The organism is Rufibacter tibetensis (assembly GCF_001310085.1).
Lineage (GTDB): Bacteria > Bacteroidota > Bacteroidia > Cytophagales > Hymenobacteraceae > Nibribacter > Nibribacter tibetensis.
Genome location: NZ_CP012643.1, coordinates 3,704,502 through 3,726,293, shown reverse-complemented (window position 1 = coordinate 3,726,293; position 21,792 = coordinate 3,704,502). Strand labels below are relative to the sequence as shown.

General features: G+C 48.8%; 17 protein-coding genes. 6 read left to right on the top strand and 11 right to left on the bottom strand.

Translation table 11 applies throughout. The features are described 5' to 3' along the window. Positions 1-78 precede the first annotated feature (78 nt). Entirely contained in the window at positions 79-714 is a 636-nt protein-coding gene (locus DC20_RS15185; protein ID WP_157593176.1) for a hypothetical protein, read from the bottom strand. A gap of 379 nt (positions 715-1,093) precedes the next feature. Here DC20_RS15185 and DC20_RS15180 point away from each other — a divergent pair, with 379 nt between their 5' ends. Both DC20_RS15180 and DC20_RS15175 read left to right on the top strand, forming a co-directional pair. Next, on the top strand, positions 1,094-1,861 hold the full coding sequence (locus tag DC20_RS15180) for an EcsC family protein (RefSeq protein ID WP_062544611.1): 768 nt from the start codon (positions 1,094-1,096) through the stop codon (positions 1,859-1,861). 230 nt (positions 1,862-2,091) lie between these two features. Beyond that, positions 2,092-3,564 (top strand): M48 family metalloprotease, encoded by a 1,473-nt coding sequence (locus DC20_RS15175; protein WP_062545988.1) that lies wholly within the window; start codon positions 2,092-2,094, stop codon positions 3,562-3,564. 233 nt (positions 3,565-3,797) lie between these two features. On the opposite strand, the gene DC20_RS15170 is transcribed toward DC20_RS15175, so the two are convergent. Further along, positions 3,798-4,331 (bottom strand): DUF3526 domain-containing protein, encoded by a 534-nt coding sequence (locus DC20_RS15170; RefSeq protein ID WP_169788191.1) that lies wholly within the window; start codon positions 4,329-4,331, stop codon positions 3,798-3,800. Between DC20_RS15170 and DC20_RS23090 the strand changes: the two genes are divergently transcribed. Next, entirely contained in the window at positions 4,315-4,554 is a 240-nt protein-coding gene (locus DC20_RS23090; protein WP_169788190.1) for a hypothetical protein, read from the top strand. The two genes, DC20_RS15170 and DC20_RS23090, sit on opposite strands and share 17 nt — an antisense overlap. Positions 4,555-4,720: 166 nt before the next feature. Here the strand turns inward: DC20_RS23090 and DC20_RS15160 are convergent, their stop codons facing one another. Beyond that, complete coding sequence (locus DC20_RS15160; RefSeq protein WP_062544608.1) at positions 4,721-5,677, bottom strand: CvpA family protein; 957 nt, start codon at positions 5,675-5,677, stop codon at positions 4,721-4,723. Positions 5,678-5,865: 188 nt separating this feature from the next. On the opposite strand from DC20_RS15160, the gene DC20_RS15155 reads away from it, so the two are divergent. The 3 genes from DC20_RS15155 to DC20_RS15145 all read left to right on the top strand — a co-directional run bounded on the left by DC20_RS15155 (position 5,866) and on the right by DC20_RS15145 (position 7,989). Then, positions 5,866-6,153 carry a GNAT family N-acetyltransferase gene (locus tag DC20_RS15155; RefSeq protein WP_062544607.1) on the top strand — a complete coding sequence of 96 codons (288 nt, stop codon included), beginning with the start codon at positions 5,866-5,868 and terminating at the stop codon, positions 6,151-6,153. 172 nt (positions 6,154-6,325) lie between these two features. Next, entirely contained in the window at positions 6,326-7,198 is an 873-nt protein-coding gene (locus DC20_RS15150; RefSeq protein WP_062544606.1) for a prephenate dehydrogenase, read from the top strand. Positions 7,199-7,353: 155 nt separating this feature from the next. Beyond that, positions 7,354-7,989 carry a hypothetical protein gene (locus DC20_RS15145; protein WP_062544605.1) on the top strand — a complete coding sequence of 212 codons (636 nt, stop codon included), beginning with the start codon at positions 7,354-7,356 and terminating at the stop codon, positions 7,987-7,989. 287 nt (positions 7,990-8,276) lie between these two features. Here the strand turns inward: DC20_RS15145 and DC20_RS15140 are convergent, their stop codons facing one another. The 8 genes from DC20_RS15140 to ilvN form a co-directional block, all read right to left on the bottom strand. Beyond that, positions 8,277-9,782: an ATP-binding cassette domain-containing protein gene (locus DC20_RS15140; protein ID WP_062544604.1), complete on the bottom strand. Its 1,506-nt coding sequence runs from the start codon at positions 9,780-9,782 to the stop codon at positions 8,277-8,279. A gap of 171 nt (positions 9,783-9,953) precedes the next feature. Then, positions 9,954-11,450 (bottom strand): calcineurin-like phosphoesterase C-terminal domain-containing protein, encoded by a 1,497-nt coding sequence (locus tag DC20_RS15135; protein ID WP_062545987.1) that lies wholly within the window; start codon positions 11,448-11,450, stop codon positions 9,954-9,956. Between the two features lie 231 nt (positions 11,451-11,681). Next, positions 11,682-12,719 (bottom strand): glycerophosphodiester phosphodiesterase, encoded by a 1,038-nt coding sequence (locus DC20_RS15130; RefSeq protein ID WP_245652223.1) that lies wholly within the window; start codon positions 12,717-12,719, stop codon positions 11,682-11,684. Positions 12,720-12,819: 100 nt separating this feature from the next. Beyond that, entirely contained in the window at positions 12,820-14,259 is a 1,440-nt protein-coding gene (locus DC20_RS15125) for a SusD/RagB family nutrient-binding outer membrane lipoprotein (protein ID WP_062544603.1), read from the bottom strand. 93 nt (positions 14,260-14,352) lie between these two features. Beyond that, positions 14,353-17,625 (bottom strand): SusC/RagA family TonB-linked outer membrane protein, encoded by a 3,273-nt coding sequence (locus DC20_RS15120; RefSeq protein ID WP_245652222.1) that lies wholly within the window; start codon positions 17,623-17,625, stop codon positions 14,353-14,355. Between the two features lie 832 nt (positions 17,626-18,457). Next, the gene (ilvA, locus tag DC20_RS15115) at positions 18,458-19,729 is read right to left on the bottom strand and encodes a threonine ammonia-lyase IlvA (RefSeq protein ID WP_062544602.1); all 1,272 of its coding nucleotides are present in this window, start codon (positions 19,727-19,729) and stop codon (positions 18,458-18,460) included. 279 nt (positions 19,730-20,008) lie between these two features. Then, positions 20,009-21,070 (bottom strand): ketol-acid reductoisomerase, encoded by a 1,062-nt coding sequence (ilvC, locus tag DC20_RS15110; RefSeq protein ID WP_062544601.1) that lies wholly within the window; start codon positions 21,068-21,070, stop codon positions 20,009-20,011. Positions 21,071-21,172: 102 nt separating this feature from the next. Then, a complete protein-coding gene (gene ilvN, locus DC20_RS15105; protein WP_062544600.1) occupies positions 21,173-21,781 on the bottom strand; it encodes an acetolactate synthase small subunit in 609 nt (202 codons plus the stop codon). Between the last annotated feature and the right edge of the window lie 11 nt (positions 21,782-21,792).

Genomic DNA, 21,792 nt, shown 5'->3' with positions numbered 1-21,792 from the left:
TTTCTATTTGCCTAAAGACCGATTGGCTTTGGCGAATGCCGGCGTTGAGATCTATAGGTGTGGAGGACAGAAGTCCTTTCAACATGGAAACCAATAATAAAACATCGTCAAGTACCCACTCCTGTTGAATTCAAGAATAAAACTTCCGTCTACAAGTTGCTCAGAGGGTGAAATGCTGACCATGATATAAGCCTCTTCTACCTGCTTTGCTTTAACAGCCTTTGGAAAAATTCTACTAACTTCTTCCAGAGTTGTTCTGTGGTCAAACCTCATGTTACCACTCTGCAAGAAGAGGGACTTATTCAAGGTAAAGTCAGCAGACCAAAATTCTAAACTATCATTGAGTTGCTCAAACTCTATCCCCTTAAAGTAAACATATTTAAAAGGGGGAATCTTTTCGTTACAGAAGTGGCAATTGTAACAGATGTTATCATAATCAGGAGTTGTGGTACTATCTGCCATTCCAAGAAAGCCTTTCACTTGTTCAGCATTTGTATTTAGGGGCAGGACGTTATTAATCTTAATGCTGCTCCATTCAATATATTCGGTAGGGGGTGGGTAGTTTGAACTAGCACCAGGTGTTTGAATGCTGGTGTCAGCTTCGCTTATAACATTGATTTGAGAAGTGATTTCTTTCTGTTCTTCCTTCGGTTCAGTTGTATTACAACTCATCAAGCAAATAGTAGTGCTGAAAAGTAAAAGTCTGGTTTTCATATTTTATCTATTTATCCTATTGAATTTTTTATATCTACTATCATATAGGTCGAGCACCTCCTATTTGGGGCTCTTTTGGTTAAGGCCAGGCAAACACCCATTGCAACTAAAACGCCATCAATAAATTATCCTTCCATTATAAACCAATATATAGACATTCCTCAGTAAATCAAGAGGGTCAACCATTGTTGCTACATTTGGGCAACAGGGTAAAAACCATTTAGACGCAGGATGCCTGTTTGATAGGTCTTACTGATATTTACCTGCCTATTCATTTAGGGGAACCCCCTCTTACTTCCTTCAAAGTGTGTGGGTCTTTGTCGCTTCCTTTGAGAACACTTTCTTCGTATAGCACATTGTTCACTGTTCTGCTGCCCTTATGACTTCCTCTGCCTACGAAGAAAAGATTCTCCTTGAATTACAGGAGTGGAAACAGTTGATGCAGAAAGAGCCGTCGCTTCTGAACCACTTTACCAGGGACATGCAGCAGAAGTTGAATAGCTACATACCAGAGAAAGTCCACCAGGCCATCACGGCTGCCATTAAACAGATGATCAGGGCAGTATTGTTTGGGGCGACGCATACTACCAGCAAAGCACTTCCGCACGCTACCCTGGAACAGAAAGAAGCCGCTGTACTGGACCGGATTTCCTTTTACAAGAAGACAGCTGCCGCGGAGGGAGGCATAACCGGGGCTGGTGGTATCTTGCTGGGTTTGGCAGATTTCCCGCTTTTGCTAGGAATTAAGCTCAAAATGCTGTTTGACATTGCGGCACTTTATGGACACCCTGTAGACGATTACCGCGAACGGGTGTACCTCCTGCACATTTTTCAACTAGCCTTTAGCGGACAGCAGCAACGCCGCGAGGTGTACCTTCAAATGGTAGATTGGGAAACTCAGAAACTGCACCTGCCCCAGGACATCCACCAGTTTGACTGGCGCACCTTTCAGCAAGAATACCGCGACTACATTGATCTCCCTAAATTGGTGCAACTGATTCCGGTGATTGGAGCCCCGGTAGGTGCAGTGGTCAATTACAAGCTGCTCCAGAAACTGGGCACCACCGCCATGAACGCCTACCGCATGCGCTGGCTGGAACAACGGTTTATTGACATGGGAAACACTACCAGTGGTAACCCACTTTAAGGAAAGCACGAAGTCCATTCCCTAATTTAATTTCTGCGCCCCGCTCTTTAAAGCCGTTTCTTCCAAAATGGCCTAAAAATTGCTATTTCATACTTGCGCCACTTCCCTTAGATAAATCCTACAAATAAGGCATTGCAACCAATAGTTTCTTTACACGTTGCTAAGAGCAAGCAAAAGAACCTACCTGGTCTTTCTTTAAGAATGAATAATTGGCCCTAAACCTTACCTCTATGAAAAAACTTTTTTCCTGTAGTCTGGCAACCGCTGTCATACTACTTTTCAACTCTTGCGCTACCAACCCGGTTACCGGAAAACGAGATATCAACTTTGTGTCTGAAGAGCAGGAAGTAGCCATGGGCCTTCAGGCAGACCCTGCTATTGTAGCGCAGTTTGGCTTGGTACAGAACCCTACGCTGCAGCGATTTATTCAGGAGAAAGGCTCCCAGATGGCCGCTATCTCCCACAGGCCTAACCTGAAATATGAATTCAAGATTGTAGATTCACCGGTCTTAAACGCCTTTGCCGTACCCGGCGGATTTGTGTACTTCACCCGGGGGATCATGGCGCACTTTAACAGCGAGGCACAATTTGCCGGAGTGTTGGGCCATGAGATTGGGCACATTACGGCCCGTCATTCGGCGCAGCAGCAAAGTAAATCTACCTTGGCGCAGGTACTGCTCATGGGCGGTATGATTGCTTCCCCTACCCTCGCCCAATATGGGAATGAACTTTCACAGGGTGCCGGCCTTCTGTTCCTGAAATTCGGGCGCGATGATGAGCGTCAGTCAGATGAATTGGGCGTGGAGTATTCCACCAAAATTGGGTATGACGCCAGCCACATGGCAGATTTCTTCCAAACCCTGCAGCGCCAAAGTCAGCAATCAGGTCAGGGAGAAATTCCTACTTTCCTGTCAAGTCACCCAAACCCAGGAGACCGTTACAACACCGTGCACCAATTAGCTGATCAGTGGCAAAAGCAAACCAATGCAACTAACCTGAAAGAAGGACGTGACAGCTACCTGCGCATGTTGGAAGGCTTGATATATGGCGAAGACCCTAAACAGGGCTTTGTGGAGAATAGCATTTTCTACCATCCGGAACTGAAATTCCAGTTCCCTATTCCAGCCGGATGGCAACACCAAAACTCGCCTCAGCAAGTACAAATGGCTCCGCAGGATGGTAAGGCAATGATGTTTTTACGTTTGGCCCAGGGCACTTCCTTAGAAGCGGCTGCCCAGAAGATGCTGACTGATAATCAGCTCCAGGCCATTGAATCAAAGCAAGTGACGGTAAACGGACTGCCTGCCTTAGCCGTTATTTCACAACAGGCTCCTCAGCAACAACAGCAGCAACAAGCCCAGCAACAACAAGCGCCTCCTATTCAGGCGTTGAGCTACTTTATCCAGTACGGTGGTAATATCTACAACATTACCGGTGTCACTGCCGCCACTGACTTTAACACCTATTTCCCAGCATTCAGTGCTACGGCGACTAATTTCCGTCAATTGACAGACCAGGAAAAGATCAACCGGAAGCCGGAGGTTGTGCGCATTAAAACGGTGAAAACTCCCGGAACCTTGCAACAGGTGCTTCAAACCTACAACGTACCGTCTAAACGCTTTGATGAAATGGCCATCCTGAACGGTATGCAGCTAACCGATCGCATTGCTGCTAATACCTTGATTAAAGTAGTAGAGAAATAAACACTTTGTTTTCTTAATTTGAAAAAGCCGCTCCCACTACAGGAGCGGCTTTTTTGTGCCTGCACTTTTGTAGTTAACGGGAAACGTTCTCTGGTTTTAAGTTTGTTTTGGGAAAATCAGCTCCGAAACAGAATGGGGTGCTCCCTACTTCACAGAAGCTACTTTCCATCTAAACAGCAGCAATCCTGCCGCAAACACCACCAACACACTCATTAGCAGCTTTACCAATCCATTCACCGCCGAAGGCATGTCTGGAGCACTGGTGAAACTGTGTTTGGGTTCCCGGGCGTAATCAGCGTGGGTGAAGCCCACCTGGTTGAACAGAAAGGGTAGTAAAACTCCCGCAGAGCATCGTGGTAGCGGGTGGCGCTTTGCAGAAACTGCAGGTAAGAGGGCAAATCGGAGCCAGCCATGGCGTTGAAGATACCCTGCACGTTCACCGGCACCGACAGCACGTTCAGGTGCTGCACCAGATCATGCCGGGCCTTCAGACTGCTTTGGTACTCCTTCGCCAGATTTTCCACAGCCATATCGCCCCGCAGGTGGAAAGCATAATACCATTTCCAGGCAAACCGGCCCTGAATCTCGGCAGTATCGCGGTACTGCTGATACCGTACGAAGAACGCCTCCATGGTTTCGCGCTTAGGTTTGTCCCAACCGCTGTGGACCACCTCCCGCTGCTTGATGGTGAGGGCCAACGCTTGCGGGACCGGTTGCCGGATGAACACGTACACGTTCAGCAGCGCCGGGATGATGATGGTGAGCAACAGCCAAACGCTTAACAATGTCACTGCATTAAATGCCGAGTTCTTCTGCAAAGCGGCTACCATAAACGCCATCCCGAATTTTGCCAACGGTATGCTCCCCATCGGGAACAGGTTCGTCGTGGGCCTCAGTGTGTTCGTGCTCGTGCAGCGCCAGCGGTGCCGACTCTGGTACCATCATCTGGCAGAAGAGCAGCAGCAGAAAAGCGGCGATATAAGGCTGTAAACGGAGCATTCAGGAAAAGAAGGAGGCTTTCTCTCTAGCGGATGAGAACGTAAGTACGCCATCTGGTGAAGAACATCCTGCGCAATATTAAAACAAAAGCCCACTAATCGCAACTTGATTGCAATTAGAAATAATTTTTCCACTTAAGCTTTTCTAACTTAATACCTTAATTCCGGAAATTCTGGGTAATCATTAAACGTCGGTCGCTGCCTTGCAAAACGCCAATGCCCACGCGGCCGAAGCCGCCCCGCAGAATGTTGGCCCGGTGGCCGGGTGAGTTCATCAAGCCTTCATGTGCAATGTCCAGCGTTGGTGCCAGGGCCAGGTTTTCGCCCGCCAACCTAAAAGGCACTTTCGCTTTTCTGATGCGGTCAAAAGGACTCCAGCCTTCGGGGGTATAATGAGAGAAATAGCCCCGCCGGAACATGTCCTCAGAATGAAGGCGAGCCACCCGGCGCAGGGAAGTATCGGCGGCCAGGGGCCTTAGGTTTTGCTTGGCGCGTTCTTCGTTCACCAATTGCAACATTTCGGCCTCTAAGTCTGGCCTGGGTTTCATGGAAGTGACCTTGTACGGGAGTTCAATCACCTCCTCAGAACCGGGCTGCACCGTGACTTTGCGCATGGTACGGTTCAGGGCTTTGTCAAAGATCGGGGATAGTGCTACTTCCGCCTTTTCTGAAACGGCAGAGATACGTGTGGCCAAGGCGCTTTCCTGTACTTCCTCCTGTATGTTCTGGGGCAACGGGAACGCGGTAAGCAACACCACCACAATGGCGGCTGTCACCAGTCCACTCAGAAAACCCGGAATCAATCCCAAAACTTGGTTGGCTTTGGACCGGTGTACGGTGTTTGGAAACTGCGCCAAAATTCTATCTCCTATGGCCTGTATGAGAATACTGGCCAGCACCGCTACAATGAAAAAAGAAATGGGCAGCAACCAAAGTTCGTTCCAATCCACTACCTTCTCCAGCCATTCTGCTACAAAGGGGTACAAGCTTAACCCGATGATCAGACTGCCTACCCACCTGATCAAATCCAGCACACCGTGAGCGAAGCCCCGGTACCACCCCGTCCAAAGACTGGAAAGCACAATAAAGAGAATAAGTAAATCTATGTAGTTCATAGCAGTAGGGTTAGCAGAGGCTCGGTTTGTTTAGGGGCCGTTTTCTGAAATCAGGCAGGAAAGCTTGTTTCTTTTACCAACTTCGGGCTATTTCTGTTACTGTACCTACACGGTAAAGAGAAGAGTAAATACTGAATTTTGACTCTGAAGGGCTTGTCACCGTATATGTTCTCCAAAAGACGACAACTATGGAAAAGCAAAATATCATTCATGACGCCGATGATCTACGTTTTTACATGGATCTGGACGGCGAAGAAGCTGAACTCACCTATTCCCTCACCGACAAGGAAGAACTGGACTTGGACTATACCTACGTGCCCGAGGAAAACCGCGGCCAGGGCCTGGCAGATCAATTGGTCAAAACTGCTTTGGAGTATGTAAAAGACAACAACCTAAAGTTTATCGCCTCCTGCCCCGTGGTAGAAGCCTACGTGAAGCGTCACCCAGAATATGAAAAGTTTATGGTAGAGATTTAGTCCGCCTTGGGTACTACCCTCCTGAAAGCGTCTGTTTTTAAGCTGTTTATAAGAAACCAGCTTTAAAACAGACGCTTTTCCTTTCCTCCCTTTCCAGTACCAGCCGTTAAATGAACCCCGATAGGAAAACTTGTAGTACCTTCGTGTTTCTATTGAGCGCACGCTTTCTACCATGAACACCATCACCATTATTGGAACCGGACTTATTGGCGGTTCTGCCGCATTAGACCTCAGAAAAGCTGGTTTCGCGAAGGAACTGATTGGGGTAGATCAAAACCCTGAGAATGCTGCCCAAGCAGTGGAATTGGGGCTGGTAGACCGGGTGCTGCCCCTACAGGAAGCCGTTGCCATATCTGATCTGGTGCTGGTAGCCATTCCGGTGACCGCCATTCAGAAACTACTGCCTTCCCTCCTGGACATAGTGCCTCCGCAAACAGTAGTGATTGATTTGGGGTCCACCAAAACCCTCTTGTGCGAAGCCGTAAGAGAGCACCCCAACCGAGCCCAGTTTGTAGCGGCGCACCCTATTGCCGGTACTGAGAACTCTGGCCCAACCGCCGCCTTAGAAGGACTGTACCAGGGCAAGATGAACATCATCTGCGAGAAAGAACTTTCCTCTGCCCACGCCCTCTCCTCTGCCGAAGAAGTCTTTTCCCTCCTAGGTTTGAAAACCATTTACATGCAGCCTGAGGAACACGACAAGCACGTAGCCTACGTGTCGCATTTGTCGCACGTTAGCTCTTTCCTTTTGGGTTTAACGGTGCTGGATGTAGAGAAAGACGAGCGCAACATCTTCACGTTAGCGGGTTCAGGTTTCGCATCTACCGTGCGTCTGGCCAAAAGCTCTCCGGATATGTGGGCCCCCATCTTTGAGCAGAACGCCCATTTCCTAAGCCATGCCCTGGAAGAATACATCAAACACCTGCAGCATTTCCAGCAGTGCCTGCAAACCGGCCAAACCGACCAGCTCTATCAAATGATGCAGCAAGCCAACCAGATCAGACCGGTACTGGATGGCATTGCGCAGGTTTCTCCGGTGAAATAAATCACCTTTGTTTTCATTGATCATAGCTGTTTAAGTGCCGGTTTCGCAAAATCAGTGTTTAAACAGACCCTTTCTGGTATTTCTTGGTTAACCCGGTTGGCGCAGTTTCGTACGCTCCCAAGTAAGACTGTTTACCTTACTTAAACTGGAGCGCAATGGCCATCACAGATTTTCTGGACAAGATTAAAAAAGAATGGGAAGTACTGAAGGGGGAAGACACCAAAGACAAGTTTTTCTACAACGAGAATACCTACCCTGATGAGACAACTGCCCGCATGGAGTTCACGCGTACCAAACAAAAACTGTTTGACGTGAACAGTTGGTCTTTGCTGACAGGAATCAACTCTACTTTCCATTTGTATGATGCCCAGGGAAATCCTTCTGATGCGCATAAGCTACAGGTAGGCGACTACCTGCAGATCATTTTGCCGGCCACTACCATAGAAAACTGGGTAACCGTGATTGAAGTGGTGGAGGAAGAAGACGCTGCTCAATTTGTGGTTCGCCCCTGCCCTAAGCCCGAGCCTCTGAAAGACGAAACCGAGGGGGATGAGGTAAAGCACTTCTTCACTGATGATGCCACCAGTACCTTCAGGGTAGTACGCGAAGGCACCAAAATCATGGGAATGGAAATTGGTCGCGATGAGAAACCTAATAACCAGGGCGACAAATCAGGTGGCCGTGGGCTTTTGAACACACTTATTTCAGAAGGCGGATGGGCCGGATTCCAAGCCTTGCAGTGGGACAAAATCACGCGGTATTACGTGCACCTGGAAGAAGCGAAGGCGTAGGTTTCATCAGCCTTTCTGATCTACAAGAGCAGAAGCAAGAGTAAGTTCTTATCATTGCCCTCCTAAAATATTTCGTGATTGAACTAGAAAAGCTCTTTTGAAGTGCAGCTACCGTTTGCTGCAAAGATCCTTGTTCTACCTGTTGAGGTTGAAGTTAGTATTTGATACCACCTGTGGAGAAGCTATTTTCTTTTAAGAAGTGCCTCAACTCGCCTATTAAACTTCAAATTAGAAGTGCCTTACTTTTTGCAAACCGGTCAAAAAGCGAAGCATGGCGTTTGGCAGTTTTAAGAGACAACCACTCCATTTTCCAGCTTGAGCACCTTTGTTACGCAGGATGGAATCTCCTCTGGGTAGTGGGTTACGTACATGAGGGTGGTGGTGCTGTTGGCACAAATAGCGTCAACAACCTGCTCAAAGCGCTCCTGCTGTTGGGCATCCATTCCCTGGCATGGTTCATCCAAGATTAGTAACGGCGGATGCTTGATTAAGGCACGCGCCAGAAGGCAGAGCCGTTGCGAACTGGCAGATACTCTCCTAAATGGTTTTTGCGCCTCCTCCGCAATGCCTAGCAACTCCAGCCACTGCCTGGCTTTAGTGGCATTACCGGGTTGACTTTTCCTGAACAGCCCCAGGGTATCGTACAGCCCAGACTCCACCACTTGCAGGCAGGTCTGCTGATGCGGGAAAAACTGAAACAGCTCCGGTGACACAAACCCAATCTTCTTTTTGATGTCCCAAATGGTTTCGCTGGTACCGCGCCTGCGATCAAACAGCGTCAAGTCTTTGGAAAACGCCTGCGGATTATCGCCGTTGAGCAAACTCAACAACGTGGTCTTTCCGGCTCCGTTATGACCCAGCAGGGCCCATCGCTCGCCCTGCCGCACCTGCCAGTTCACCTGATCTAGCACCGTCTTATCACCATAAGTTACCGTTACATTTTTCAGATCGGCAATGATGGAAAACTCAGGCGACTCAGTTTCTGACAACAGCTGCGAAAGCAGCTCTGCCTTAAGGGGACAATTGCTTTGATCTTTTGTTCTCTGGGGAATATAGGCAGCTTTGGGCTGCGCCGATACTATTCTGTTTTTTTTCAGAAGGGCTACGTGCGTGATTGCCTCCGGTATTTCCTGCGCTGAGGTAGCTAGAATTACCGTAACGCCTGAAGAAGTAATTTCTGTAAGAAGCTGGTTGAAACCTGCGCGGCTTTCTACATCCAAGCCCGTAAGCGGCATATCAAGGAGGAGCAGTTTTGGGTTCTGGAGCATGGCTGCTGCCATGAGTAGCCGCTTGGTCTCCCCGTTAGAAAGTTTGATCAATTGCTTTTGCAGCAACTCCGTCAGGCGGAAAGAAGAGATCACTCTGGCATACGTCCACCAGGAATCTGCCAACACTGCTGGCTGTACTGAGGTTAGGTATTTCTCAACTGTTGGTGCGTCCTCAGCATCGGTGGCATGGTAGCGTTGCTGGTAGTAAAAAGTGCTGGTATTGGTGGATAGGTTTTTAAAAGTGTGTTTCTGCCCAACCATAGCCAAAAGATTGCGGAAGGAGAAAAAGATATCCGGCACAGGCTGCTGCTCCAGATACTCCTCATAAAAGCCATACCTCACCTGGCCACCCACCACACTCATTTCTCCGGCAATTGCCTTCAGCAGGCTGCTTTTGCCCGACCCGCTCTCGCCAATTAACGCCCATTGTTCACCGGGTTGCACCTCAAAATTAAGGTCATGGAAGAGAACATGGTTTTGGTGTCTGATGGTGACGTTCTGGAGGGAAAGAAAAGGACGAGACATGTGCTTCAAATAAATCTACCTGCTGAAAGTAACTCAGCGGCAACAGAAAGATAAGGGATTCAGACTGCCCAAACAATTTCAAAATCTCTAAAAAAACCTATAAACGTCTAGGGCCTGTTTTTAGAAAACAGGCCCTAGACGTTTATGTAAGGAGGAATAGTAGGTAAGCTTCTAAACGGCTAAGGCCTCAGAATACACTTTCCCAAACCTATCGGTCACTTCAATTTTGATCTGCTTGGCACCCGCCGATGGTTTGGCCCAGAACAAATGGTCGGTCATGGTGGGGTCTACGAACTTGTGCTTGGCCGGCATAGTAGGCCCGGCGTGCAGCTGCACCGAAAGAGGATCCAAGCCCATCTCCTGTTTCATTTCGCCTTTGCGCACGCCGTCTTCAAACCAAACTACTTTCCACTCGGGGTCCCAGTTCCAGACGTTCACCACCACTTCCTCAGGACGGTCTTTCACGGTACCTTTGGGGTACATCCTGAACTGGTGGTCGCGCTCATGGCCCACTGATTTATAGTACCAGTTCAGTTCAGAGCCATTCACTTCATACACGCCGTAGCCGCTGGGAGAGCCATCAGTGCAGATAGGGCCGGTCCACCAGGCACCGCACACCGCCCCGTGGGTATGCTCAATGATGTCGCCCTCTATGACTTTCTCACAAACATGTGTGTGGCCCGACATGATGTGCGCTTTGTAGGGCTTGAGCAGGCGATACAATTCCTTGCGGTTAGACACCACGCCCCCTAATGACTCGTCTTTGAGGTTCATGCGTCTTTTCTCGCCACTGTTCACCGGAATGTGCACCGACACCACCACCGTGCTGCCCGGCTTCACAAAAGACAAATACTGCTCCAACCACTGCAACTGCTTCTCAGTGAGATAGCCAATGTACCGTTTAGCGGTGCCTATGAAGAAGACATCGTCTAGCACCACATAATGCACATCACCGCGGTTATAGGAGTAATAAGTAGGCCCGAACAGCTTCTTGAAAGTATCGGCAGAGCCGTCATCGGTGCGGGCGGTCAAATCCATGTCGTGGTTGCCAATGACCTGATAAAACGGAATGCCGGAGATCTCTATTGCTTTCTTGTAGTCCTCATACAATTCAAACTTGTCCCATACCAGGTCTCCGCAGCCAATGCCGTGAAAAAGCGTGTCTTTGCTGTAGCCGTCAACCAGCTTTTTCAAATCTGGGGCTGAAGTGTTCACCAATTCTTCCGCATCCTTTTTGTTGATCATCTGCGGATCGGCCCACACCACAAAATTGTGTTTGGTATCGTCCTGGGTTAATTTCTGCAGATCAAAATCGGCGGTAAAATTTGATTTGTCTTTAGGAAGCGGTTTAAAAAACTGAGCCACTCCTTTATCATTGGGGATGGCATACCCCCGGGGAATGGAGATGTACACGAACTCAGCAGTGGCGTTGCTTTCCAGAGAGTACTTTCCCGCCTTATCGGTGACCACCAGGTTCATGCCATCGGTGACCACCACCCCGGGTATTCCTTTGCCGCCCGACTGCACCTTACCTTTAATGGCAATAAGCGACAGGTTTACTTTCTGGCCCGAGGATTTCTTGGGAGTTTGCGCTTGTACGGCACCAACCGGCAAGGTTAAACTAAGGCCTAACGCACCTACACTCTGGAGGAATTTTCTTCTAAACATGTGATAAATGAATGATTGAGGGAATGAGTAATTGACAGAATAGATCAAGAATGATCCTTTTTGCGGTTATGTGGTACTCCCGCTTTAGGGGTGTTTTAGCTATTTAAGGCCAAAAACGGCAGTAGAATTTGGAGTAAAACTTGATCTCGTTTACCCACAAGATCCTTTCAGGACGACAAATAGAAAAAGAAACGAGGTTCTCTTGCGAGAGATTTCTCCAGTTAACAAACCTTAATTGTTAGCTAACTTCTTTATTTTCTCCAGCAGTAGTTCCGGCTCATTGGTGGTGATAAAATCTGCTTTGCGCTCTAGTAGCCAGTCCATCATTTCGGGGGAGTTGACCGTCCAGGAGTTAACGGTTAAACCTAACTTGTGCGCTTCTTCTATCCAATGCGGGTTCTTCTTCAAGACGCTCTGGTTGTAATCAAAGCCGTATAGTTGGTCTTTAGCCAGTTCTGCGGGAGCTTTCTCGCCGTTGAGGTAGGCCACTTTAGCGGGAGGCTCCAGCTCCTTTACTTTCTGGCAGATGGCATAGTCAAAACTGATGTAGTCTACCCAACCCTGCGCTTTGTGTTTCTGCACCGTTTCCACCACTTTCCGGGCCAAGGCCTGACCACGTTCTTTGCTGATGGCTGAAGGCTTAATTTCAAGAATCAGTTTGGTTTTATTTTGGTTGAGTCCGGCTAGCAGATAGGCATCCAGCGTAGGAAGGAATTCGCCGTTGGGCAACTTCAGTTTAGCCAGTTCTGCGGCTGGCGTTTTCTCAATATGAATACCGTCCACATCTTGGTCATGGTGAATGAACAGCACCGAATCTGAAGACATGTGCACGTCAAACTCGCTACCAGCGCAACCTAACCTGATGGCGTGCTGCAAAGCAGATACAGAGTTCTCAGTAGCGCCCGTGTTCTTCCAGGCTCCGCGGTGCGCAATCACCTGGTTGTTGATGAACTCGTCTTTGACAATCCGGAAGGTGTCTTGTACCGTGCTTTGCCCCTGCTCTACTGCCAAAACTACGTCAACCCAAGGGTCAGAAATGGCCTTCTTAAGCATAAGAGAATTGTCTTTCCCTAACGTGAAGGTATTTGCAGAAGCACCTACCAGCTTTACCTTTCCTTTTTCAGAAGGCGAAACCATGACCTTGCCCACTTTGGTTGAGTTGGGTTTGAAGGTGTAATTGGTAAGTGAGATTTTTCCTTGAGCCATTGCGTTGGCGTGCACGCCTATAAAGAAACAGAAAAGCAGCTTCCAAGGTGTTACGGTTCTCATAGTCTGTTTGGTTAGATGTGATGAAAGTAAGGAAGCTTACTGCGCCCAAGTTGTAGAAAAGCGCAGTAAGCTTAGAATGCTGAGGAGAGCTTGCTCAGGTTTATTTTTCCCACCAAACCTTGGTGTTGATGTCATCACCGCCCATCATTTCCACAGCTATCCTGTAGTTTTCAGGGTTATTGGTTTGCACCGTAGTTGGGTACCTGAAACGAACCGGCACTACTTTGTTATTCATCATGGAGTTTGTGGTGGGGAGTACCGGAAAACCCGTACGACGGTATTCAAACCACTGCTGGTAATCAACAAAGAACAACGCCAGGTACTTCTGCAGCATGAGTTGCTCAAAGGTGCCATTGTACGCCGCGGCTGGGTTGGTAAAATAGTCGGCTGGTACCACGGCTCCCCACTGCTCAATAGCGGCCTTCACTCCTTTTTCATAGACGGTTTTGGCATCACCGGTCACTATGCCTTTCTGAATCAGTTCAGCTTTAATGAACTCTACCTCGGAGTACGGCATGATCACCGTAATCATGGGAGCGGTCACCAGGGCAATGTTGAAGGTAGAAGGAGCATAGTTGAATTGGGTGTCGCTTCCTTCATATCCGCTGGGTATGCCTTTGTACCCCATCTGCGTTCTTCCATCTTTTGAAGTGGCCTGGGTGAAGAATTTTGCCCGGCGTGGGTCATTTAGTGCATTCAGATGATCAATGAAAAAAGAAGAAGCAGCCCTGCCAGTTCTAAAGTCTACTGCCCGCCCCCAAGGAGAAATCATTGGCGGAACCCCTGAAATCTGTAAGATGGCAGCATCTGCGTTGGAAGTGAAAACCGGGAATTTAGCTGGGTTGTTGATGATCTCCGCCATTTTTGCAGCCGCGTTCATCTCCTCTCTTTTGGAAACTCTGAGCAGTAATCTCAACCGTAAAGAGTTGCAGAATTTGCGCCACTTGGTCACGTCTTTGCGATACAGGATGTCATCGCCGTAAATCATGGTTTTAGTAGGATCAAACTTGCTATTGGCGGTCTCAAGGTCTGCCAGGATCTTGGTATAGATAGACTTCTGCGTATCAAAGGAGGCATATAAGATGCCTTCATCGCCCCGGGTCGCTTCCGTCATGGGCACGTCACCAAAGCTGTCAGTGAGCAGAGAGTAGCCCCAGGCATTTAAGGTAAGCGCAATTGCCTCATAGTTGGGGTCATTGGCTTTTACTGCCGCCGCCTGCATTTCTTTTATGTTGGTTAACCAGCGGTAATAGGTGTTCCAGGTAGAGCTTCCGGCATTCTCCGTTACATCATAGCGGTGAATCCCGCCAGACGGACTTGGAAACGGAAGCGACACTTGCATCAAATGAAAGGTGAAATCATCTGCCCGGTTCGCGTTGAAGCTGCTCATCTCATAGATGATAGGGTTCAGCAACGTACCCGGGCTAATTAACTCAATTCGGTTGGGGTCTGTGTTCACCTCCTCAAAATCATCGGTACAAGCCGTGGTGAAAGCACCTAGGGCAAGGAGTAAAACAAAGGTCTTCTTTATAGATGTCATGGTTCTAAGTTCTTTAGAAGAACCGCCGGCAGACTTTGAGAAGCTACCGGCAGTTCTGAAACATTGATGTGAAAAGGCTAGACTTAAGTAGGCTTAGAATTTAAGGGTCACGTTCATGCCCATGGTTCTGGTGGAAGGCATCTGGCCCATTTCAATGCCCGGCATGATGTTGCTCCCGTTCAGGGCAGCGGTTTCCGGGTCAAAAATCGGGAAGTCGGTCAGCATGGCCAGATCACGACCATACAAAGCAAAGCTGGCGCCATTGAAGAATTTGGTTCTGGCCAAAAGAGCTTTAGGCAGGTTGAATTCCAAACGAACTTCTCTCAGCTTCAGGTAAGAGGCATCAAAGGAGTTAGATTCTACGTTCGCGCGGCGGTAGTACCTGGCGTAGTAGTCAGCAGGGTTTACTTTCTTGGTATTCGGGGTGTAAGTACCGTCTCCATTCAACACCACGCCGTCCCCAATGATGAAGCCTTCTTCGCGTCCCATTAAGGTGTGTTTCAACTTGCCCTGCTCAGACATTTTGTGGTGCGTCTGGGAGTAAATGATACCTCCGTAAGAACCATCCAGCAGGAAGCTGAACCTGAAATTCTTGTAGGAAAACTCATTCAGGAAACCGCCTTTCCAATCAGCGTAAGCATTGCCAATGTACTGTACTTCATCGGGGTAGGCAGGCAAACCGCTGTTGTCATACACAATCTTCCCCTCGGGGCTTCTCACAAACCCAAAACCGTAAATGTCACCGGTGGTACCGCCTACTTTAGCAATGATGGACGCCTGTCCACCTACTCCCAGCACCTGCTGGTCTTCAATCCCGTCGGCAAGTTTCTGGACCTTGTTATCGTTTTTAGACCAGGTTACTGTTGATCTCCACTTGAAATTGGCCAAGTCAATGGGTCTGGCATTCAATACCAGTTCCACTCCCTGGTTTCTGACTTTACCCGCGTTCAACACAGCTCTGGTGTAACCCGTGGTAGGATCTACCGGAATTTCCAAAATCTGGTTTTTGGTGTAGTTTCTGTAAACCGTGGCATCTAACCCAATTCTGCCGTTGAAGAGCATGTACTCCATACCGGCCTCATAGCTGGTGGTAATCTCTGGTTTGAAGTTCATGTTGTGGAGCGTGGTAGGAACAGAGCCTGAGCCAGCGAAATCGCTTTGGCCATAGTATTTTCTGGTTCTGTACGGATCGGTATCACTCCCCACCTGGGCCGCAGACAACCTCAGCTTGGCAAAAGAAATAGCAGTAGGCAATCTGAACAGATCAGTTAAGATAAAGCTGGAGCTGATAGACGGATAGAAAAAGGAGCTGTTTTGTACCGGAAGTGTACTGGACCAGTCATTACGGGCGGTCAGGTCTACAAAGATCTTGTCTTCAAATGAGAAGGCGGCCAAGGCGTACAAGCTGTTCACCTCTCTGTTTCTGTGACGGGTGGCCATCATGGCGTTGCCTACCCCATTTGACAGTTTGTAAACTCCGGGTATCACCAATCCATCTACCACGCCATCTGTCCCGCGGTACCTTTGGTTTCTCAGGTTACCACCTACTGAGGTTCTTACGTCAATCCTGCTGCCTAACTTCTCTTTATATGTAAGCAAGGCATCTGTGTTCATTTCGTAATCAAAAATGTTCTGCTCTTTGTAGTACCCGAACTGGAAATTGGCCGTGTTAAAAGGACGGCGCAGGGCACGATCTTCGGAGGTAAAGTCAATTCCTGAGCGGACCATAAGGTCCAGTTTAGGCGAGAACTCATAAGTAGCCGCCAGGTTCCCCACCAGAGAGTAGTTATTCAGGGAGTTGGTCATCTCATAGGCAATCACATACGGGTTGTCAATGAAAGAACTGAACGGGTGGATCTGCTGCAATTGCTCCTGTCCGGCTTTCCATCTTGGCTTGTACCAGGCCAGATCCACGTTAGGGTTCTGGAAAATCATGAAATAGGCAATAGATTGGTTACTGTAGCCCGTGCCCGGCAGTTTATCGCTCTTCTTGTTCGTGAAGTTGACTTTAGAGGTAAGCTTTAACCGCTTTGAAATGCTTTGGTTCACGCTTAAAGCGGCAGTTAAGCGCTCAAACCCTGTGTTGGGCATGATCCACTCGTTTTTAGTGTGGGTAAGGGAAGCTCTTACCGAGCCATTCTCTCCTCCACCTTCCAGGGCTACGTTATTGGTGAGCGTGTACCCGGTTCTGAAGAATCCTTTGATGTTGTCTTTGTAAGGTCTCCAGAGTTGTCTTTCAGCCGACTGCTTTTCTAAGGTTGGATCATACTGGTAGTAAAACTGGCCATTAAACTTCGGACCAAAGGCACTACTGGTACTGCCGGTGTTGGCTCCGTCTGCCGAAGCGCCATACGAGTAATAAGGCTCCCCGGCGGCGTTAAAGGATTTTCCGGTGCCCTGGCCATATTCATACTGGTAATCTGGCCATTTCAGAACATTGTTAAAGCTTATGTTGGTGTTTACGGTTACCCCAATTCCTTTGTCTCTGCGAGCCCCAGATTTGGTGGTGATAATCAATGCTCCGTTGGCCGCCCGGCTCCCGTAAAGGGCCGCGGCACTTGGGCCTTTCAGTACCGTAATGCTTTCAATGTCATTCGGGTTAATGTCGGCAATGCCATTCCCGAAATCCACCGGAATATCATTCCCTGAACCAGCTCCATACGCGTTGTCTACCCCTGAACTGGTCATTTCACTGCTCATGGGCACCCCATCTAATACAATCAGGGCATTGTTCCCGCCTGGGTTCAGGGAGTTATCTCCTCTTAAGCTGATACGGGTGGAGTTCACAGGACCAGAACCCGGGGAGATCAGGTTCAAACCAGCTACCTTACCAGATAAAGCCTGCGCGAAGTTGTTCGGCATGGCATCGGTTAACGCTTCGCTGTTGATGGTTTGGGTAGCATACCCTAACGCTTTCTGCTCACGCTCAATCCCCAACGCGGTTACCACCACTTCATTCAGCTGCTGGCTGTCCTGCACCAGGGAGAGGGTTAGGTTGGTTTCGTCTTGGGTGAAGGTTCTTCTAAGCGAAGTAAACCCCACAAACGAGAAAACTACTTCCTGCCCCTTGGGTACCTGGATGGAAAAAGTACCATCACTGTTAGTAGCACCCACGGCAGTACCGTTGGTGGTGATTACCACGCCCGGCATTGATCCCATCTCTGCTGAAGTCACCGTTCCAGAGATTCTTACTCTTTCAGTTTGCTTAGAAAGCTGAGTAGTGGAGTTCACTGCAGGCATCAGCTTGCCTGAAACATTGATTCCGCTGCTACCCGGAGTAGGCAATGCTTTTGTCAACAAGGCTGGAGCCTCCTGCTGTTTTCCTGCTACAAATTGTGGCTTTTGAAGCATCTGCGCTTCGGTCATTGGGGCTATAGCCAGGAACGAAATACCCAGAAGCAACTTTGGGGGAAATTGGTTTACCCTCTTAAAGAGGGGAAGTAGACATGTTCTCATAATTGAATTAGCTGAACAATATGATTGCACCAGAAACGGGCGTAGAAGAATTGCCGACAATGTTGAGGAAGGAAGAAAAGTAGGCTGTTTGGCCTATCACTCCAATACTTTGACGGGGAGCTAGAAACTCTTGGGTAAACATATTTTGAACAAAGTTTTTACAGTTCAAAACTACTAGGTCCTGTTTTGAGGCGAGCCAAATGAGGGGTTACCTTATTATAAACCTTTCGTTACCGCAATGTTTAGAGGGAAATTGGAGGAAAGTAAGCTCCTGTTTTAGAATTACTTTTCGGGAAACAAGATGAAAGCGCAGGGCTGCTTAGATGGGAATAATATTCATTAAAGACCTTCTCTTGCTGCGGAAGAGAGCACAATACCTGTTCGTCCCCCTTAGAAGGGGGTTGGGGGATGACAAAGCAATTATAAGAAGTAACCGCAGTAGCTACTAGGATAGAAAGAAACGCTACTTGAAGATGTAGTAATCTGCAGGAGTAATCATCCCCCTACCCCCTTCAAAGGGGGACGAAATACGAAGGAGGGTTAGCTGTAAGATTCAGCCATTGAGGAATGAAGCAATTAGGTGCTGCTTCTCCTTTACTTTAGATTTTGTGTCTTTTATCAAAACAAGGCTAAAAACAGGAAGCTCTAAAATGAGAATACCCCACTCTATGGCGGGAGCGGGGCATTACACAACACAAACGAAACAAACTTAAACGAACAATAAACTAACTGAAATTAACGCTCACACAAATAGATTCAGGAAGTCCTGCTTGCCGTTGAGGTACTCGTAGGCGAAGCCTTCCTCCAGCATCCGCAGTTTAATGTTTTCTACATCCTGCGGCTGCTTCACTTCCACCCCAATAAACACGGGGCCTTTTTCTTTGTTGTTTTTCTTGATGTACTGAAAGTGGATGATGTCATCTTCGGGGTGCAGCACGCGGTTCACAAAGGTGCGCAGTGCGCCAGGTTTTTGGTTGAAGGTCACCATGAAGTAGTGCTTCAATCCTTGGTGCTGCAGCGCCCGCTCCTTGATATCTTCCATGCGGGTGATATCATTGTTGCTGCCACTGATGACACAGACCACGTTCTTCCCTTTGATTTCCTCGGCAAAGCTTTTCAGCGCCGAAATGGTAAGCGTACCAGCCGGTTCCAGGACTACGCCTTCCTCGTTGTACATCTTCAGGATGTCTTCACAAATCTGGCCTTCGGGCACCAGCACCACCTGGTCCAGCAACTCACGGCAGATCTCAAAGGTCAACTCACCCGGGCATTTCACCGCCGCGCCATCCACAAAAGAGTCAATGCTGGTCAAGACCTGACGCTGGTTCTCTTTGATGGAGTTGTACATAGACGGCGCGCCCTGCGGCTGCACACCAATGAGTTTGGTTTGGGGGCTTACTTGCTTAAAGACGCTGGAAACGCCCGAGGCTAACCCGCCTCCACCAATAGGCATGAACAGGTAGTCAATGGTGAAATCTGCGTCTTTGAAAATCTCAAGTCCCACGGTGGCTTGACCCTCAATGATCGCCATATCATCGAACGGCGGAATGAAGGTACTGCCCCGCTCATCGCAGAACTCCTTGGCGGCTTTGAACGTGTCATCATATGTGGCACCGGTAAGTACCACCTCCACCCACTCCTTCCCGAACAGCCGCACCTTGCTCACTTTCTGGGCGGGTGTCTGGGCGGGCATGAAGATGTAACCTTTAATCCCGAGCAGCTGACAGGCATAGGCCACGCCCTGGGCATGGTTCCCGGCGCTGGAGCAGACAATCTCCTTTTCGCGGTCCTCCGGCGACAGCGTAGACATCTTGTTGTACGCCCCCCTGATTTTGTAGGAACGCACAATCTGCAGGTCTTCGCGCTTCAGGTGAATGTCGGCGCCGTAGGTTTGGGAAAGCCACAGATTCTTCATCAAAGGTGTCTTGTAAATGACTCCTTTCAAGTTTTTGGCGGCTTTCTCCACGTTCCCTAACGCCACAATGGTTTCCAGGGGAGCTGTCTCTTTCTGCATGGTACTGGGTGAAAAGGCTGTTTTGGGGCTGTTCTGATAAAAACAGGCAAAAACTGGAAGTGGGTAATCAATTTGAGATTCTCCCCTTGAGGGGAGCGAAGAGGGGTGTTTACACAGGAGAGCACGCATTGCTGATAACCCTCTATTGCAGATTAGCTTGAAACTGCCTCATTAATAACTGAGAAAACGCACGAACCAGCTAATGTAAACACCCTTCTTTATCTCCCCTCAAGGGGAGAATCATCTCCTAAAGAATTCACTTCTTGATTAAGCTTAAAACTAAACTTCCTCGGCTACTTCGGCTTTGCTGCGGAGCTGACGTACTACCGCACCGGTTTGCCATAATTCAGATTCGCGAACTTCTTTCAATTCGGCTTCCAGTTCCTGGCGATACCCTGGGGTAGAGCCGCGTTGGATGGTACGCTCTGCTTCTTTGCCGGAAGCTACGCTGTCATACAGTTCGTTTAATACCGGAAGAGTGGCTTCTCTGAATCTGCCTTTCCAGTCTAGAGCACCACGCTGGGCAGTTACCGAGCAGTTACTGAACATCCAGTCCATACCGTTCTCGCCTACCAAGGGCACTAGGCTTTGGGTTAGTTCTTCTACGGTCTCATTGAAGGCCTCAGACGGAGAGTGGCCGCGCTGACGCAACACCTGGTACTGGGCCTCAATGATACCCGCTAAGGCACCCATTAATACACCACGCTCACCTGTTAAATCAGAGTACACTTCTTTTTTGAAATCAGTCTCAAACAGGTAACCAGAACCTACACCGATGCCCATGGCAACAGCTTTCTCATAGGCTTTACCAGTTGCATCCTGGAACACAGCGAACGAAGAGTTCAGGCCACCACCGGCCAGGAACAAACGACGCAGGCTGGTACCGCTGCCCTTAGGAGCTACCAGGATCACATCCACATCGGCCGGTGGCACAATGTTGGTTTGCTCTTTGAAGGTGATCCCGAAACCGTGCGAGAAATACAGGGTTTTACCAGGGGTTAACTTTTCTTTTAAGGTTGGCCAAACAGCAATTTGACCGGCATCAGACAACAGGTTGCAGATGATGGTGCCGCGCTCGGCTGCTTCCTCAATGGAAAACAAGCTGATGCCTTCCTCAAAACCATCTTGCTTCGCGCGCTCCCATGAAGGAGAATCCTGACGCTGCCCCACGATCACGTTGAAGCCATTGTCGCGCATGTTCAATGCCTGGCCCGGGCCTTGTACCCCGTATCCGATCACGGCAATGGTTTCATTCTTCAAAAACTCAAGGGCTTTTGCCAACGGGTATTCTTCACGGGTGACAACGGTTTCTTCTACACCGCCGAAATTGATCTTTGCCATTTTACTGTTTGTTATGGGTTATTAGTTGATTTACTTATTTGTCTATTCTGGCCTGTTTTCCTAAAAACAGGCGCTATACTTCTGTTGAGAAAGCCTCAAGCCTTACATGGTGAAGACTTTCTCGCGGCTGTTCAAGAACTCGTTTTCTATGACTTCCTGCCCAGGTTCCGCGCGTTCAAACTCCCGGAGTTTGCGGTTGAAGCCTTCGCTGCCTTTGATGATGGCAATGCGGGCACTCCGCACAAACTCAATCAAGCCGAAGGGCTGCAGAACTTTGATCAGGTTATCAGTTTCCTCGCGATGGCCTGTGGTTTCAAAAACGGTGTAGTCTTTCCGGATCACCACCACCCGCGCGCCATTTTCACGGAGCAGGCGTTCTACTTTGGCTTTTTCGGCAATCACGTCAGTAGGCACTTTGTACAGCGCCATTTCCTGCCAGATCACGTCTTCGTTGGTGTTGTAGTACACTTTCAATACCTCCACCTGCTTTTCAATCTGCCGGGCGATTTTGCTTACCACTTCTTCGGTTTCGTTAATCACGATGTTGAAGCGGTGGATGCCTTCAATCTCGCTGGGCGAGGTGTTGAGGCTGTCAATGTTGATTTTGCGACGGGAGAAGATCATCGCGATGCGGTTGAGTAACCCGATGTGGTTCTCGGTGTACACCGTGATGTTGAATTCTTCCCGTTCTATTGGCGCTTGCTCACTCATATGCTTATCTG

Excerpts from the sequence above, each read along its gene's own strand:
- DC20_RS15185 (WP_157593176.1), bottom strand. The coding sequence starts at position 714 with ATGAAAACCAGACTTTTACTTTTCAGCACTACTATTTGCTTGATGAGT.
- DC20_RS15180 (WP_062544611.1), top strand. The coding sequence starts at position 1,094 with ATGACTTCCTCTGCCTACGAAGAAAAGATTCTCCTTGAATTACAGGAG.
- DC20_RS15175 (WP_062545988.1), top strand. The coding sequence starts at position 2,092 with ATGAAAAAACTTTTTTCCTGTAGTCTGGCAACCGCTGTCATACTACTT.
- DC20_RS23090 (WP_169788190.1), top strand. The coding sequence starts at position 4,315 with ATGATGATGGTGAGCAACAGCCAAACGCTTAACAATGTCACTGCATTA.
- DC20_RS15160 (WP_062544608.1), bottom strand. The coding sequence starts at position 5,677 with ATGAACTACATAGATTTACTTATTCTCTTTATTGTGCTTTCCAGTCTT.
- DC20_RS15155 (WP_062544607.1), top strand. The coding sequence starts at position 5,866 with ATGGAAAAGCAAAATATCATTCATGACGCCGATGATCTACGTTTTTAC.
- DC20_RS15150 (WP_062544606.1), top strand. The coding sequence starts at position 6,326 with ATGAACACCATCACCATTATTGGAACCGGACTTATTGGCGGTTCTGCC.
- DC20_RS15145 (WP_062544605.1), top strand. The coding sequence starts at position 7,354 with ATGGCCATCACAGATTTTCTGGACAAGATTAAAAAAGAATGGGAAGTA.
- DC20_RS15140 (WP_062544604.1), bottom strand. The coding sequence starts at position 9,782 with ATGTCTCGTCCTTTTCTTTCCCTCCAGAACGTCACCATCAGACACCAA.
- DC20_RS15135 (WP_062545987.1), bottom strand. The coding sequence starts at position 11,450 with ATGTTTAGAAGAAAATTCCTCCAGAGTGTAGGTGCGTTAGGCCTTAGT.
- DC20_RS15130 (WP_245652223.1), bottom strand. The coding sequence starts at position 12,719 with ATGAGAACCGTAACACCTTGGAAGCTGCTTTTCTGTTTCTTTATAGGC.
- DC20_RS15125 (WP_062544603.1), bottom strand. The coding sequence starts at position 14,259 with ATGACATCTATAAAGAAGACCTTTGTTTTACTCCTTGCCCTAGGTGCT.
- DC20_RS15120 (WP_245652222.1), bottom strand. The coding sequence starts at position 17,625 with ATGACCGAAGCGCAGATGCTTCAAAAGCCACAATTTGTAGCAGGAAAA.
- ilvA (WP_062544602.1), bottom strand. The coding sequence starts at position 19,729 with ATGCAGAAAGAGACAGCTCCCCTGGAAACCATTGTGGCGTTAGGGAAC.
- ilvC (WP_062544601.1), bottom strand. The coding sequence starts at position 21,070 with ATGGCAAAGATCAATTTCGGCGGTGTAGAAGAAACCGTTGTCACCCGT.
- ilvN (WP_062544600.1), bottom strand. The coding sequence starts at position 21,781 with ATGAGTGAGCAAGCGCCAATAGAACGGGAAGAATTCAACATCACGGTG.